The organism is Dactylosporangium sucinum (assembly GCF_014647515.1).
Taxonomy (GTDB): domain Bacteria; phylum Actinomycetota; class Actinomycetes; order Mycobacteriales; family Micromonosporaceae; genus Dactylosporangium; species Dactylosporangium sucinum.
This window is the reverse complement of the sequence record NZ_BMPI01000010.1, coordinates 86,304-100,788: the sequence shown is the minus strand read 5'-3', so window position 1 is coordinate 100,788 and position 14,485 is coordinate 86,304. Positions and strand designations below refer to the sequence as shown.

19 protein-coding genes are annotated in these 14,485 nt (G+C 71.8%); 12 read left to right on the top strand and 7 right to left on the bottom strand.

Annotation, left to right across the window (positions count from 1 at the left end):
- The first annotated feature begins 29 nt into the window (after positions 1-29).
- The 6 genes from IEZ31_RS12560 (at position 30) to IEZ31_RS12535 (ending at position 5,273) form a co-directional block, all read left to right on the top strand.
- Positions 30-1,658: an ADP-ribosyltransferase gene (locus IEZ31_RS12560; protein ID WP_190249987.1), complete on the top strand. Its 1,629-nt coding sequence runs from the start codon at positions 30-32 to the stop codon at positions 1,656-1,658.
- A gap of 345 nt (positions 1,659-2,003) precedes the next feature.
- Positions 2,004-2,288, top strand: a complete 285-nt coding sequence (locus IEZ31_RS12555) for a hypothetical protein (protein ID WP_190249986.1) — start codon at positions 2,004-2,006, stop codon at positions 2,286-2,288.
- 158 nt (positions 2,289-2,446) lie between these two features.
- Positions 2,447-2,677, top strand: coding sequence for a hypothetical protein (locus IEZ31_RS12550; protein WP_190249985.1), 231 nt, complete (start codon positions 2,447-2,449; stop codon positions 2,675-2,677).
- A 183-nt stretch (positions 2,678-2,860) separates the two neighbouring features.
- Complete coding sequence (locus IEZ31_RS12545) at positions 2,861-3,082, top strand: hypothetical protein (RefSeq protein WP_190249984.1); 222 nt, start codon at positions 2,861-2,863, stop codon at positions 3,080-3,082.
- A 157-nt stretch (positions 3,083-3,239) separates the two neighbouring features.
- Positions 3,240-3,788 carry a hypothetical protein gene (locus IEZ31_RS12540; RefSeq protein WP_190249983.1) on the top strand — a complete coding sequence of 183 codons (549 nt, stop codon included), beginning with the start codon at positions 3,240-3,242 and terminating at the stop codon, positions 3,786-3,788.
- A 489-nt stretch (positions 3,789-4,277) separates the two neighbouring features.
- Positions 4,278-5,273 (top strand): zeta toxin family protein, encoded by a 996-nt coding sequence (locus tag IEZ31_RS12535; protein WP_190249982.1) that lies wholly within the window; start codon positions 4,278-4,280, stop codon positions 5,271-5,273.
- A gap of 9 nt (positions 5,274-5,282) precedes the next feature.
- Here IEZ31_RS12535 and IEZ31_RS12530 read toward each other — a convergent pair whose 3' ends face one another.
- The 3 genes from IEZ31_RS12530 to IEZ31_RS12520 all read right to left on the bottom strand — a co-directional run bounded on the left by IEZ31_RS12530 (position 5,283) and on the right by IEZ31_RS12520 (position 6,580).
- A complete protein-coding gene (locus IEZ31_RS12530; protein WP_190249981.1) occupies positions 5,283-5,555 on the bottom strand; it encodes a hypothetical protein in 273 nt (90 codons plus the stop codon).
- Between the two features lie 231 nt (positions 5,556-5,786).
- Positions 5,787-6,215 (bottom strand): hypothetical protein, encoded by a 429-nt coding sequence (locus IEZ31_RS12525; protein ID WP_190249980.1) that lies wholly within the window; start codon positions 6,213-6,215, stop codon positions 5,787-5,789.
- Positions 6,216-6,319: 104 nt separating this feature from the next.
- The gene (locus IEZ31_RS12520) at positions 6,320-6,580 is read right to left on the bottom strand and encodes a hypothetical protein (RefSeq protein ID WP_190249979.1); all 261 of its coding nucleotides are present in this window, start codon (positions 6,578-6,580) and stop codon (positions 6,320-6,322) included.
- Positions 6,581-6,814: 234 nt separating this feature from the next.
- On the opposite strand from IEZ31_RS12520, the gene IEZ31_RS12515 reads away from it, so the two are divergent.
- Together IEZ31_RS12515 and IEZ31_RS12510 are read left to right on the top strand one after the other, a co-directional pair.
- Positions 6,815-7,315, top strand: a complete 501-nt coding sequence (locus IEZ31_RS12515) for a hypothetical protein (RefSeq protein ID WP_190249978.1) — start codon at positions 6,815-6,817, stop codon at positions 7,313-7,315.
- A gap of 456 nt (positions 7,316-7,771) precedes the next feature.
- Positions 7,772-7,966 carry a hypothetical protein gene (locus IEZ31_RS12510; protein ID WP_190249977.1) on the top strand — a complete coding sequence of 65 codons (195 nt, stop codon included), beginning with the start codon at positions 7,772-7,774 and terminating at the stop codon, positions 7,964-7,966.
- Between the two features lie 54 nt (positions 7,967-8,020).
- Here IEZ31_RS12510 and IEZ31_RS12505 read toward each other — a convergent pair whose 3' ends face one another.
- A complete protein-coding gene (locus IEZ31_RS12505) occupies positions 8,021-8,245 on the bottom strand; it encodes a hypothetical protein (RefSeq protein ID WP_190249976.1) in 225 nt (74 codons plus the stop codon).
- Positions 8,246-8,401: 156 nt separating this feature from the next.
- Here IEZ31_RS12505 and IEZ31_RS12500 point away from each other — a divergent pair, with 156 nt between their 5' ends.
- The 3 genes from IEZ31_RS12500 (at position 8,402) to IEZ31_RS12490 (ending at position 11,284) form a co-directional block, all read left to right on the top strand.
- Positions 8,402-9,079, top strand: coding sequence for a hypothetical protein (locus IEZ31_RS12500; protein WP_190249975.1), 678 nt, complete (start codon positions 8,402-8,404; stop codon positions 9,077-9,079).
- A 58-nt stretch (positions 9,080-9,137) separates the two neighbouring features.
- Positions 9,138-9,665: a hypothetical protein gene (locus tag IEZ31_RS12495; RefSeq protein WP_190249974.1), complete on the top strand. Its 528-nt coding sequence runs from the start codon at positions 9,138-9,140 to the stop codon at positions 9,663-9,665.
- 218 nt (positions 9,666-9,883) lie between these two features.
- A complete protein-coding gene (locus IEZ31_RS12490) occupies positions 9,884-11,284 on the top strand; it encodes a competence protein CoiA family protein (protein WP_190249973.1) in 1,401 nt (466 codons plus the stop codon).
- 169 nt (positions 11,285-11,453) lie between these two features.
- Here IEZ31_RS12490 and IEZ31_RS12485 read toward each other — a convergent pair whose 3' ends face one another.
- The 3 genes from IEZ31_RS12485 to IEZ31_RS12475 all read right to left on the bottom strand — a co-directional run bounded on the left by IEZ31_RS12485 (position 11,454) and on the right by IEZ31_RS12475 (position 14,020).
- On the bottom strand, positions 11,454-12,926 hold the full coding sequence (locus IEZ31_RS12485) for a hypothetical protein (RefSeq protein WP_190249972.1): 1,473 nt from the start codon (positions 12,924-12,926) through the stop codon (positions 11,454-11,456).
- Between the two features lie 220 nt (positions 12,927-13,146).
- On the bottom strand, positions 13,147-13,809 hold the full coding sequence (locus IEZ31_RS12480; protein ID WP_190249971.1) for a hypothetical protein: 663 nt from the start codon (positions 13,807-13,809) through the stop codon (positions 13,147-13,149).
- A complete protein-coding gene (locus tag IEZ31_RS12475; protein ID WP_190249970.1) occupies positions 13,793-14,020 on the bottom strand; it encodes a hypothetical protein in 228 nt (75 codons plus the stop codon). The genes IEZ31_RS12480 and IEZ31_RS12475 overlap by 17 nt, the downstream gene beginning before the upstream one ends.
- A gap of 230 nt (positions 14,021-14,250) precedes the next feature.
- Here IEZ31_RS12475 and IEZ31_RS12470 point away from each other — a divergent pair.
- Positions 14,251-14,485, top strand: a 235-nt coding sequence (locus IEZ31_RS12470) for a hypothetical protein (protein WP_190249969.1), incomplete at its 3' end; no start/stop codon positions are given.

The following is a 14,485-nucleotide window of genomic DNA, read 5'->3' as shown; positions in this document are numbered from 1 at the left end:
GGTCAGCGCGAGGCGAAAGGAGAGGGCGGGTGCAGAGACCGGGTGGTGGCGGCGAGGTCGCCGGCCTGGGCGCGGCGCGGCAGTTCGCGGCCGGGATGAGCGCGGCATACGCGGGGCAGTCCGATCACACCGGGCAGTTCGTGGCATCCCTGCGGCATCAGGGCGTCGACGGGGCGGTAGTCCACGCGGCGGAGGCGGCGCAGCAGGCCAGCGATGCGGCGGCTACCGCGTGGGCGCGTGCTGATCAGGCGCTGACCGGACACGAACAGGTCAGGGAGGCGTACGCCGCCAATCCCGGCGCCGGTTCAAAGGGGTTCATTACGGACGACCAGGCACCCGCCGAGGCACCGAGTGCGGCGGCCGGCGGCGGGGCCGCGCCGGGACAGCCGGCCGCGGTCTCGGCCGGCGACGACGGCACTGACGCGGTCAACGTCGAGACGCCGGTGAGCGACCTGGAGCAGCAGCGCGCCGAGGCCGGCTGCTACTGGCCGGGCCCGGACGGCGCTGAGTCCGGACCCTACGTGGACTGGAGCCCCCGCAACGACGACGGCACCCGCCATGTCGAGCTCAGCAGCGGCGAGAACGCCGCCGTCGGCATCGACATGACCCCCGGCGACCTGCTGGAACTGCACGCAGCGCTGGCCAGCACCCTGGCCCGCGCCGACACCGGCGCCGGGGACGACGAATCCGCCGAGGGCGCCGACGTGTTCTACCCGAGCACCGACCACCGGGCCCGCGTGGAGTGGACCGAGCAGCTGCCGGACGGCCGTCGCCGCGTCGAAGCCGGCCGCGGCGACGAGACGGTGGTGCTCGAGCTGGACCGCGAGCAGCTGCAGCAGTGGCACGACGCGCTCGGCCAGCGCATCGCCGCCGACCGGGCCGCGGCCGCCGACCCGGACGACCCGCGCGAACGCGCCGGCCAGGAGGTGCTGTTCGCCGCGTCGAGCCGGCTGCCCGACAAGCCTGCGGACGAGCAGTACGACACGACCTCCAAACTGGTGCTGGACGACGATCCCGGCTGGGGTGAGCGCACTACCGAGGCGGTCGAGCGGGCGCTGCGGTTCTACCGCTGCTCCACGTTCCGCTGGGTCAACAGGTATCTGCGTGGCGCCGATGACGCCGAGACCAGCCGCTTGATGCGCGAGGCGCCCGGCGCCGAGCCCACCTACGAGGACGTGAACATGCACGTCGCGCTCATCGACACGGCCATGGAGGCGTCCCCGCTGCACGTGCCCGTGCAGGTGTGGCGCGGCTGGAACGACACGCCCAAGGCACTCGGGCCGCTGTGGCGCGACGGCGCCGACATGACCGGCGTGGAGTGGACCGAACCGCGCTACCAATCCACCAGCGCAGACCCTAACGTGGCCCTCATGTTCGCCGACGACGTGATCATGCGCCTGCACGTACCCCCCGGCGTCGGCGCCATCCAGCTGTCCAGCTGGGTCACCACCCGTCACCACACCCGCGAGGCCGAACTCCTGCTGGACCGCGAACTGCGCATGCGCGTCGTCGCCGACCAGGTCCAAGAGATCCCCAGCCGCAGCGCCGGCGGCCAGCCCTACACGACGCGGGTGCTCGACGTCGAGGTCCTGCCGCCACTGCCCGAGGAAGACGAGGGCCAGCCGAGCCCCCCAGCCGCAGCCGGAGCGGCGACATGACCGGCGCGCGGCCCTCGCCGGGCCGCAGCGACGAGCCGATCCGGCCACCCAACAACGGCGCAGACCAGGGCCTCATGCATCTCGACGGCGCCATCGGCGTGGCCTGGCAGGACCTCGGCGACGACGGGCACCTGGCCGTCGACGGCCACGCCCTGGGCAATCTGCTCACCGACCTCGGCGAGGGCATCGGCCGGGGTCACCACGACACCAACCAGGCCCTGGCCCGGCTCCGGGAACTGCTCGCGCAGCTCCCCGACGGCAGCCACGCGGCCGGGGTCCTGGACACCGCGATCACCCGGCTCGACGCCCCGGACCGTCCGGCGCCGGCCGCCACTGCTCGACCTCATGCAGCAACTCGCCGCGATCCCGATCGTCCGCCGCGGCTACGACCTCGGCCGCGGCGACGCCGATGTCTGGCACGAGACCGATCGGGTCGCCGAGCTCGTCCGCGGCTGGATCGCCGGCGAGCTGACCCGCGGCGAACTTAGCCGGGGTCTGCTGCGGCTGGCCAGTGGACGGCACGAGCTGTCCGAAGGCTTCCGCGAGATTCGCTCCTCCATCAGCGCCGCCCTGCGCACCGAGCGGCAGTGGCAGCGGCCGCCGGCGAACGACACCTCCGCACCTGCGTAGCTCCGCACATCCGTAGGCGTGCGGGCGAGCGCTCCCGCTGGCGGGCCGCCTCCAGGTCACGCAGGACACCCCGGCCCGGGCCCGGCCGGCCTCGGCCGCCCGGGCTGGCTCGGGTGGGTTGTCCGCCGTTCTCCGCGATCAGCGGGCAGACTCAGCACATGGCCACCGGACCCGACGACCCGGACCGTCTGCTCGTCCCCCAAGACCTGTTCGCCGGCGACCGGTTCTGGTCCGCGCTTGACCGCCTCGCCGACCGGCGAGGGCATGGCGGGCACCAGCGCGTCCTGGTTGGCTTCACTGATCCGACCAGCCACTACGAGCTGCAGTGCCTGCCCTGCGGGCGTCCGATCGCCACCATGGACGTCCGCCGCGACACCGAACCCAGCTGATCAGGCAGATCACCCGCGGTGGCCGGGTAGGCCACATCCGCCGACAGTTCCCGGGACATCTGCCGGTCCAACGGTTGGCCTGCACCCATGACGCCTTCCAGCCCGGCCACACCGCAACCGAGCCGACGCCCTCGGTCATGAACTTCTGATACCCATGAGTATCCGCAACATCAAGGAGGTTCGATGAAGACCGGGACTCCGTCTACCAGCCGCACGAACCGCCGCCGCCGGCTCGGCCGCGTCGCGCTCGCCCTGGCCTGTGTCGGCGTCGGCGTCGGGGTGGTGCTGTACCTGCTGGGGGTCGCGCTGCGCGCCGTCGCTCCCCATCTGCCGATGATCGCCGTGCTCACCGCCATCGCCGTGATCGTCCTCTGCGGCGGCACGTCGGCAAATCGTCGCGGCTGACTGGCGCTCGGCCACGCCCGCCGGTCATACCCGGCGCCCACGCTGACGTCCGAGGCCCCCGCCGGTCATCCGGTCGGCGGCCGGCCCCGTGACCTGAACTCGTCGCCCTGCACGGCAGCGGCGGCCCGACCATCGACACCCGGAAAGGACTCCCGCGTTGACGACCACCGACGGCCAGGTCGGCCTCCAGCTGACCGTCCTGATGGCCGAATACGACAAGCTCAAGGACGAGCAGAAGGCCCGCATCGACCGGCGCGACCATCTCGTCTACGGCACCCTCACCGCCATCGCCGCCACCCTGGTTGCCGGCGCGAAGACGCCGGCCGCGCTGCTCCTGCTGCCCGCCGTCACGCTGATCCTGGGCTGGACGCACCTGGTCAACGACCAGAAGGTCAGCGCCGCCGCGCGGTACCTGCGCGACGAACTGGCGGCCAAGGTGGCCGCCATCACCGGGCGGCCGGTCCTCGGCTGGGAGACCAGCCACCGCAACGACGGACGCCGCCGGCAGCGCAAGGGCATCCAGCTCATCGTCGACGTGGCGACCTTCGTCTTCCCCGCGGTGGTGTCGCTGGGCGCCTACGTGCTCCTCGCGCACCCGCCGGTCCTCGGCCTGATCGGCGCCGGGGTGCTGCTCATCGCCGCCGGCGTACTGCTCTGGCAGCAACTGGCATACGCCAGCGTCCTGTCCCGCGGGACGACCCGGTGAAGACCACTCAGTGATCGAACACCTGCCCGACCCGGCGTTGCCGGCTGATCGACACAGGGGGGCCCGGGCCGGGCCCCCCTGTAGACTTCAAGCCGTGGAGGACCGGTCGCACAGCGAAGCACTGCGCCGTCGCCGCAGCAGGCACACCTGGGCCGCCGCGATCGCATTGGCGGCCGTCAGCGTGGTGCCGCACGGGCGTGGGGAGCGGCCCTGGTCTCGCTCGGGACTGCATGACCTGCGGTCCCTTTTCCTCGGTGACGCCCTCGTGGCCGTGCTCGCAGGGTCCGTCGCTTGGTTGATCGCTCTGGGAGCTTCTTCGGCATAGAGCGCGGTCGCTCCGCTGGTCAGCGCCAGCGGAGCGTTCGCGCCTTGTCCGAGTGACGCTCAGCGTCGGCGCCCGCCTCGCCGTGGTCATCACCCGCGGCCCACCCACCCGGCACCCACGGACCCGCCCTCCCGGCTCGGACAGAGGGCGAGCTGGAGGATGCCGTGAACCAAGCGCACCTACCCGAAGCGGCCCGCCGGGTCATCTTCGACCGGGCGATCCTGCCGTCGTTGTTCGGCGACGCCCAGCACCCAGCTGAGCAGGACACCGGCGCCCGGCCGCCCGTCACCGTCCTGGTCGGCGGGCAGCCCGGCGCCGGCAAGAGCCGGCTCGAGGCGGAGCTCGCCCGCAACCTCGACGCGGTCATCGTGGACGTCGACCAATTGCGTGCCTTCCACCCCGACTACGCCCGGCTGGCCCGCAGCGACGATCGCACCGCCGCCGAGGCGACACACACCGACGTCCAGACGTGGAGCCGCTGGGCGATCGCGTACGCGATCGAGCACGGCATCAACCTGATTGTCAGCACCACCCTGCGCGGCCCGGGCGACACCGCCGCACAGATCGAGCATCACCGTGCGGCTGGCCGCGATGTCGAGGTGGTCTTCCTCGCGGTCGATCTGGCCACCAGCACTCTGGGCGTGCTGCAGCGGTACGCCGCCGACCGTGCCGACCCCCGCCTGGGATACGGCCGGTACACGCCTCGCGCTTTCCAGGAGGCCGCCTACGACGGCCTGCCGGCGACCGCCGAGCGGGTCGAGGACGACCAGCGCGCCCACCGGGTCCACGTCATGCGCCGCGGCGGCGGCCAGCCGCTGTACACCAATAGCCTCGACGAGGGCGGCCGGTGGCGATCGCCGCCGGCGGCCCGGGCCGCGCTGACCGCCGAGCGCAACCGGACCTGGACGGCCGCCGAGATCGCCGCCTTCGACGAGCGGGTGGCCGCGCTGCGCGCTGTCCTGCCAGCCTGGCTGCAGCCAGACCTCGACGCCGCCGTCGCCGACGCCGCACCACACCGGTTGGGTCCGCCGGCCTCTACCTCGCCGGCGCGGCTGGCGTTCCCCCGGCCCCCGCACGGCCTCACCGCGCGGACGCCGCCGCCGAGCTCCCCGCCGGGCGGCGGCGCCTTGCCTCCGCGCCCTGGCCGGACGCGGTCGTGAAGGCCGGCGCTACGCGCCCGCGCGGACCCGCTCCACCAGCGCGGGGTAGTCGTTGATGATCGTGCTCAGCCGTTCGGGATCGGCCGGGTCCAGGGTTGCGAGCTCACGACCGTAACGGACCTGCTCGGCGCGCAGCTGCTCGGCGGCCGTCTCGTCGGCCGCGCTGATCCGCTCGGCGTACGCACCGACCAGCGCCCGCAGTGTCTGCTGCGCACGGTCGAAGCGTGACTCCTCTGCATCGGACCAGGTGGGAAGACCTTCGACCGGGCTTCGGTCGGACATGCTGCTCCTCCAGTCGCCGGCGACACGTTCAGTATCCCCGGGCGGAAACGACGAGGGGTTGGCCCGCGCGGGCCAACCCCTCGTCACGATGTCGGTGGTTATCGGGGCGGGCCCGCGATCAGCACCGGCATGGGTCCTCGCCAGGTACTGCAGCAGCCCGCCGCCCGTGCAGGTATCACCAATTATACAGTGGGGAAGCCTGCCGGCGGCCGCTCGGTGCCGCACCGGGAGCTACCGGCTTCGCCGCTGCTCCACCCGAGCCCGCAGGCCCGGCCCGAAGGTGCGAACCGCCGTGCTGAGCCACAGTGCCCCGCCGGCCGCTCCGGCGGCCGGGACGGCGATCAACAGCGACACCACACAGGTGGCCAGACCCAGCCAGACGACCACCCGCATCGCGATGTCGACGACCGGGATACCGACGCCGTACCGCTCGTGCTCGGTGGTCCACTGCGGCAGGACGAGGGCGGCCACCCCGAGCAGGAGCGCCCCGACAGTTGCCGCACTCGTGAGCAGCGCCTCGGGCCAGCCGAAGTGGTGCCCCAACGCGTATCCAGCAGACAGCACGCAGCCGAACCATACCTTTGTGATCACCCATCGGGCCGTCCGCGACAACACGTCGTCCCCGGCCGCCGAGGCCGTCGTCACCAACTCTGCGCTCACCGCGCGTGCCTCCGTTTCGTTCGCTCGCCGGGGGTCTCGCCCGGCCGCTGTGCTCTCAAGGGAACGCCAGCCCTATGACAGGCGTGGATGTCTGGCCGGTGCCGTCAACGCCGAGCGGGCGCGGAACCCGCCGAGGCGCCGGGCCGTGAGCTGACCGTGCCGTCCCGGCCGGCGCCCCGTCGTGGAGCCCGCCGCGCGGGCCGCCGACGGGCGGCCGGCGGCCGGGGCAGCGCGCTGAAGATGGCCGCTGCCGTGGCCAGCCCGACGGCCCAGGCGGTGCTGTGTGCGGCGGCGAGCCCCGCAGCCGCGGCCGCCAGCACCACGCAGGGCCGCCACCACCGCTGCTGCCACCCGGTTCGCCTCATGCGATCACTTCCTTCCGGCGGCACGACCCCGCGTCGTGCGCAGGACTGTTGTCGCAGGACCAGGTGGGTCGCCAAAGTGGGTGCCGAGGTGGGTGGACGGCTGGTTGGCGCGGCGCTCCACCACGAGCGGCGCAGCATCCCCGAGGCCGTGATCAGGACCGTGCCCAGTACAGCGTCGCTCGATCCGGATGTCAGGACGGCCGGCTCGTCGCGTCCCGCCGTACGGTGGGACGCGTGGAAAGCGATCTCGTTCCGCTGACCGCCGCGTTGCGGCACCAGCTGCGGTACCTGGCCGCACGATGGCAGCTCAACGACGACCACGTGGACGGCGACGTCTTCGCCCGCTACACCGTCGCGCGCAGCCCGGTGGGTTCCCGGGAGATCACGCTGCTGACCCGCAGGCCGCGGGCCCGGTGGGATCCGGGGCACGACGAGGTCGGACACCTGGCGTACCGGATCTGCGACCTGTGCCAGCTCGGCGCCATCATCAAGATCCGCACGGCGGAGGAGTGGAAGCGGCGCGGGTACGCCACCTGGATGCTCGATCGCTCGTTCCGGGCCGCCCCCGGCTTCACCTGGACCACCACCCGGCAGATGTCCGACGCCCGGGCGTTCTGGGACTTCGTGATCGGGCGCACGCCCGGCCAGTACCGGCCGAAGAAGCCCTGCCGGCATATCCAGGCCAGTTTCCGGCGCCCCGGCTGCACCCATTGGCGAGCGGCGAGGCCGGTGTAGGGGGCGGCTCGGCATGGAGCGCTGCGGGGCTGCAGTGCTGGCGTCCCCGAGCGTTCGGAGCGTCGGGCATGCGTCCTTGCTACGAGGAGCAGGTGGGGGTGCTACGCCGCAGCCGGCGAGCGGGCGGCGCGGGATCTACACAAGGGCCGGCACCCGTGGGAACTGCTGACGTCCCTTCATCGAGGGCTGAGCATGTAGTATCTGTGATACTCTGGAGGCGTACCCGAATGGGGCTCCGGCCCCGGTAGGGCGGTCCGGACGCACAGCCGGTTCAGCACGCGGCCCTGGTTTCGACCATCCCAGTGCGACGGCTCCCGGGCCCGGGTCCCGGCAGTGCTCTGGCTCTGGCTCGCCGCCATCACTTCGGAGACCATCGCGAGGGCCGGCCCACTGGGCCGGCCCTCATGGCTTGCGGGGGGGGGTGTCGGCCGTAGGCCGTGCACGGACGTCCTGGCCGTGGACGGCCACGCCCTTGGCAACCTGCTCACCGACCTCGGCGAGGGCATCACCCTGCGCCATCACGACACCAACCACGCCCTGGTCCGGCTGCGTCAGCTGCGCGCCCAGCTCCCCGGCACCGGCCACGCGGCCGCGGTCCTGGACACCGTGATCGCCCGGCTCGACCTCCCGGACCGGCCCGAGCCGGCCTGAGACCGAACCGGCCGCGCAGGTTGGTGCCGTCCTCACGGCCCCAACCTGCGCAGGTCAGCGCCGCAGGGCAGCAGCCCGGTTGCGCAGGTACCACAGTCCGGCGAGGAAGACCGCGACCGCACCGAATACCGCCGACCCGATCCCGCCCGCCAGTCGGGCGCTACCCGTGGTCGTCCAGGACACCATCAACGCGGCCGCCGCGAGGACCGCGCAAGCGATCGCCGCGGTGAGCAGCGCCCGGCGAATTCCGGACGAGCTCCGATATTGCTGATCATCCATGGCCGTCAACGGTACGTGCTGTCACGTGGCTGTGACCATGCGTCGGGCTGGCTCAAACGCCCCGGCTGATGTCGTGGCCGACATCAGCCAACCAGCCCCGCTGATCGAGCCCGCCGGATCATGTGCGCTGGGTGAGTCTCCGGTTACCTTCACGAGGTGCTGCTCGCTGGTGCCGTCGTGATGCTGTTGGGCCTGGTCGGGCTGGTGTGGTCGTCGGCGTTGCGGTCGACGGTGGCGGCGAGGTGGCCCAAACGGCTGCTGCTGTGTGGGTCAGTCGCCGCTCCGGTGCAGGTGGGCGGTTATCTGATGCTCGGGCAGTGGGAGGCGGCGGCGCTGTTCGCGCTCGTGGGGATGGTGCTATTCGGGCGGTGGGAGAGCCACCGCGAGGCGGACGGTCAGCGGGTCTGGCTGCTGCCGTGGCTGGACCGCGCCGTGCTGCGCCGGCTACCGATCAGCCGGCGGCATATCGACCGGATGCACGCGGCCCGCGGCGACCGTGGGCTCACCCTGACCGACCTGCGGGCCGAGTACGCCGGTCCGATCATCGAGGACGCCACCCGCGATCCTCAGCTGGACGCGTTGCTCGACGTCCTCAGCGCTGAGCTGCTGGCCATCGTGCTGCGGATCGAGGCCGACATGGACTCGACCGGTACCCGACCGTGGCTGGTCACGCGGTACATGATTTTGACCGGGATCGCTAACGGCGTCCTGGCCGACGCCACCGAGCCTGGCGCGTCGGTCGGTGCCCGCCCATACCGCGGCTACTCCCGGCCGATGCTGACCCTCGCCGCAGCGTGTCGGCTGGGCAGCAGCGCCGAACTTAAGCCGACCTGAACCGTCTATCAGCACCCGGGCGGGACGCATGCCGGCGAGCGAAGGTACGTTTCGGCCCATGCCAATATCGCGGGGTCGAGGCGGCCGCCGTCGACCAGACAAGAACCGTCAGCGCGCCCGGATGCGCGGTCACGCTGGACACGACGCTACGGTCTCCATTCCCATCCCTGACTCGGTCACCGATGCGGAACTGACCACTGTGCAGATGATCGCGGCTGCCATGGGCGAGTTCCCGGCCGAGCCGGCGTGTCCCGGGCCGCTCCTGATCCACGCCGACGGTGCCTTTGAGTGCCACGGCGAGAACTGTCCCGGTGGAATGGCCATCTACCACAGCGACGACGTGGTGGAGCCCTGCCTTCGGCACCCCGAGGTCCGCACGCTGCACGCCTGCCCTCGATGCCTCACGCACTCCGACGGGGCCGCGCTGGCCGAGCACACCTGCACCGGCGAGCAGATCGAACATGACGACGGTGCCGTGGAGTGCACTGCGGGCGACGCCTGCCTGGGCGAGCAGGCCCTGCACCTGTCCGGCCGAAGTTGCCGGGTATTCGGGCCATGCCCGCGTAACTGCGAGCCTGTGCTCTGACGCGTGTCCGGGCTCGGGCCGTCTTCTCGGTCTGGGCAGGCGGCTGGCAGCGCTGCTGACCCGGCGCGGGACGCTCGGCGACCGGGCCGAACTCGTCCGCTGCGCCGCGGCGCTGCCCGCCAGGGACGCATATCGTCGTCCGGTCTGAGCACTCAAGAATGCCGGCATCATCGCATCGGGTCGATGACCAGACGTCGCAAGGGTGCGACACTGCGCGCATGGCGTTCGCGGCGATCCACCCCGAGGCCGGCCGCATCGACGCGACCCTGCAAGACCTCGGGTGCGGGCTGAGCTGGGCCGCGGTGCACAAGGTTCGGCCCCGCATCGCCCTACGCTGCCCCGACTGCGGCTACGGCGTCCACGCCAAGATCTCCACCCGCAAGCTGCACTACTTCGCCCACGACCCGGGCCGCCCGGCCGACTGCGCCTGGCTCAACGAGTCTCTGGAACACCACCTGCTCAAACTCGAACTGGCCACTGCGGTCCGTGCCGCGGACTGGCACGCCGAACTGGAGGTCCGCGCCCCGGACGGCACCTGGCGCGCCGACGTGCTCGCCTCCTCCCACGACGGCACTCGACGCATCGCCTGGGAGGCCCAGCTGTCGCCCATCACCAACGACGACATCCGGGAACGCACCGAGCGCTACCAGGACGAAGGCATCGACGTGTGCTGGGTCAGCCCCGCCGACGGAGTGCCCTGGATCGGCACTGTGCCATCCATCCGGGCACGCGACCCGCGCGGCGACCGCCCGTGGACCGTCGTCGACGGTGTGGCCGGGTTTTACTTCCAGCACGGCACCTGGATCACCCCCACCGACCTGGACCTGGCCACGTTCATCGGGTGGGTACTGCACGGGCAGACGAGCCCCCATCAGGTGCTGCCTCGCTATCGCCGGATCTGGTTCCCCGCCACCAAGAGCCACGCCCGCCGTCAGCTGATCTGGACCACGCAACGCAGCGTCGACGAAGAAGCCCGACACGACGTCATGCGCCAACGCCAAGAAGCCCGCAAGCGCCAGCAGGAAGAACAGCAACGGCAGGCTGAGCAACGCCGCCAGGAGGAAGAAGCACGCCAACGCGAAGCCCAGCGCCAGGAGGAGGAACACCAACGCAAGATCCGAGAGGCCGCCGAACGCGCCCGCTGGGCGGAGCAACAACGGCAGTGGGCGATCGAGGCCGAACAGGCCCGGCAACGACGCGAAGCCGAAGATCGGCAGCGGCAGGAACAGGCCGCAGCCGCCGAACGCGAACGGCTCCGCCAGGAACAGCACGAGCGTCAGGCCTCGCAGCGGTGGTGGAAGGAGCTGTCACCCGCGCAGATCCAACAGCTCCGCGACGCTGTGGCCGACCCGCTGTGGACGAAGCAGGCGGCCCGAGTCGAATTCGACCCCGACGGAGCCACCGCAGACTACGCGTACGGCATCGCGGTCTACCTACGCCGCCGGCTCTACGGCATCCTCCGGCCCAGCCCAGCCTCCCTGCACCGGCTTCCACCGACCGTGCCCGTCTTCGTCCGCAACGCCCGCGAAGCGCAACTCCTCACCGCCACCGGCAAGGTCGACACCGCCCGCGTCGTCCACTTCGACCTCCCCGACCACGAACAGATGTCGCTGATCTAGCAAGCACACCAGGCTGCGAAGCTCCGCGCTGGCAAGGCCGAACAGACAGCCGTTGTTGAGCGGATCTTCGAGCAATAGCAAGGCCGATCCGCAGCTGGGCCGTGGCCGCCCCGTCGGTCCCGCGCTCTCGCCAACGACGTACTCCGGATCGCGGAACCACGGATGCCGGCTACGCCGTGGCGGTGCCCGACCGGCGACGTCGCCACCAGCTCCGCGACGGATCGGGCGGGGCCTGACCTGGGTGTGACGCGGTGGGAGACTGCGGCGGAACAGGGGCAGCGGTGGGTTCGGCGCCGAGGATGGCGGAGCGGATGGCGGGCCAGTCACCGGCGCGCCACCACCCGAACAGCTCCATCGAGCTCAGTACGGTGACCGGCAGCGAGGCGACGAACTCCGGGCGGGTGTAGACCTGCGCCGGTCGCTCCGCCGGGGGCAGCTTGTGCTGGTGATTGACGACCAGGACCCCACCGGTCACCGGCAAGTCAGGGCGCAGCTGGGGCCACGTGTCGAGGTGGCGCTGCAGGTGGCCGACCAAGGACTCCTGGGCCGCCCCGCCCACGGCCTTGATCTCGACCAGCTGTCGCGGCGGGGCATCGCCAGCGCTGACCAGCAGGTCGGCCGACTTCGTACCGCCGAGATCCTGGTCCAAGGCCACGGTGTGCAGCCCGGCGGCGGTGCATACCGCAGCGACAGCGGCGACCAGGTCGTCGCCGGAGCCGTAGAGCAGGCCGTACCGCACCGGCTCGGCGCGCTGCTCGGCGGCCCGCAGCTGCTGTTCCAGGAGCGTCTTCTCCTCGGCGTAGCGCGCCTTCAGCTCGGTAAGGGCCAGCCGGGCCGCCAGCTCGTCGCCAGTCTGCAGGTCCGGATCGATGAAGTGCGGTGAGCGCGCCCGGCGTAGCACCGCTGGCGCGTAGGCGGGCAACGCGCTGTGGATCAACCAGCCGAGCAGGTTGTCCCAGGGGGTGGCGTCGGGGATGACGTACCAGCGCTGGTCGCCCGCCGGTGGCACCCACGCGGCAACGACCGGGTCGCCGAGCGCGTCGACGAGGATCGGCTCGAGCTGCCCCTCCGGCGGGTGGTGTATCTGGCCGTTCGAGCCAGAGAGGGTGGCGCCGTGGAGATCCAGCGTCCACCATGGCGCGTCCGGCGGCCTGGTGAGCAGGCGGATCGCCAGATCCCGGTCGGCGGCGCCCAGGTCGGGCGCGATCGTCGGTCGGGAGCCCGCCGGCAGCCGCCGTCCCGCGACGCTGGTGAAGATGTCGCCGACCTGTACCGAGGCGTCGAAGCGCGACAAGACACGACGCGGACCATCGTCGTCAACGTCGCCGATCACCGAGATCACCAGTGCGAGCTCACCACGCCGCGCCGACGCGGCCAGGAAGCGGTCCCGCTCGTCGTCGCCGCGGCCGGAGAAGTGTCCCGGCTCGATTGCAACGGCGCAGTCGCTGGTCTCCATGCCGAGCCACCGCGGCTGGAAGCCGTGCCGCGCCCAGTCCAGGCCGGCCGGCACTCGGGGCGACCGCTGCTGGTATCCACGTTCGCGCGCATGCTGTTGCTGCGCCAGCAGGAGCTGCTCACGCTCGGACGCTGGCTCGGGTTGACCAATGTGGACCGGCACCAGGCCGGTGGCTGGCGAAGACACGGCCGCCAGGCTAGCCCTCGCGCACGGTGACGTGCCCAGTATTACGGCGCGGCCCGGTGTCGGCTCAGGGCTGGGTACCGACCAGCGCACCATCGAGACGGCGATGGGTAAACGGCAGCAGGGAGAACGGGTGCGCCGCGACCGGCCTCGTTGGCGTCGTACCAGCCGATGAACTTGCTTGCTGGCTGGTCGAACTCGGCGTGGGTGCGAGCCGGGCAGGTCACGAGCCTACGTGTGGTGTCCCGTCCGGCGCCCAGGTCACACTTCGAGGGACGGCGTCGCCGTGCGCCCGCCAGCCGTGAATTTGGGGGTCAAACCCGCCTCCGACCACCACGGCCAGGATCTGGGCCGGGCGTCCGTCCGGATCGCGGTCGAGAATCTGGACCACCGGGTGGCCGTCGAGCACCGCATGGCCGGGCCGTACCACGTCGCGCAGCCAGTGGTGGGGGACGCGCAGGATAGCGTGCGGCGGTTCGCCGGACTCTACCTTCCAGGTGAAGATGGCGCCGGGGCTGTCGCTGTCGCGGTCGATGCGTAGTTGGGCTGGCGGCACCGTGGGTACCCGGGAGGCGTCGTGTCCCGCCGTGTGGTTACCGGCGCGGATCGTCGGTGGCCCCGGCACGTAGCCGATGCGCTGCTGCTCGCGGTGGGCCCGCACGAAGTCTCGCGCGATGGTGGCGGCGATCGCGGTACCGATCGCGGCGCGCGCCTCATCCATGCGCATACTGCCCAGCCTACGGGCGGCCGTGAGGTCGCCGTGCGATCCGGCGCTGCTCTGGCGCGGCGGCACCGTGCTGGCGTGGCCCTGGTGACACGACATGGCATCCCACGGTGAAACCGAGCGGGCCCGGCGCGCGACCAGCAGCTCACTCGGCGCGGCCACCGCGCCGGATCGAGCCGGCATTGAGCACGTCCACCACCCGCTGGGCCGGCACCTTCTCGATCGCGCGCCGCCGGAGCCGGTAATCGAGGATCTTGCCGGTGACCGCCGTGGCGATCGCAGCCGCCGCCAGCAGCGCCCAGACATACCACGGCATGGACGCGGGAGCGAACGCCGCGGCGGCGGCGCTGGTCCAGGCGAACGGTGACCGCATGCTCTTCCCTTCGGCAACCCGGCATCCGAAAACGGCCGGCATCGTCCCCGCCCGGGAGCGACGCTATCCAGTGTTGGGGCTGGTCAGAGCGGTTGCGCATCCTTGTTGATCTGCGGGAACACGGCGGGGATCGGCGCCGACGCATGGCTTCCGTTGTCATCGTGTGTTATCACGGGCCTTCAGGTGGTTTCGTGCGCGCCTGCCTGCCCCCACTGCCCGAGGACGCCGCCATGCCGAGGATCATCCGGATGCCGCGCCCCGACGTCGTGCCCGCAGGCACGAAGCGCCGGGAGTTCCTGGAGGAGATGTTCCTGCTCTACCGGGCGTCGGGGAGCCCGGCGCTGCGGGAGATCGAGGAGTGGATCCGCGCCAACGACGAGCTCAAGGGCTCGGCGAGCACCGAGACCATCCGGCGGATCTTGCGCGGGCACGTGCCCCCGCGGTGGCACACCGTCGAGGCGATCG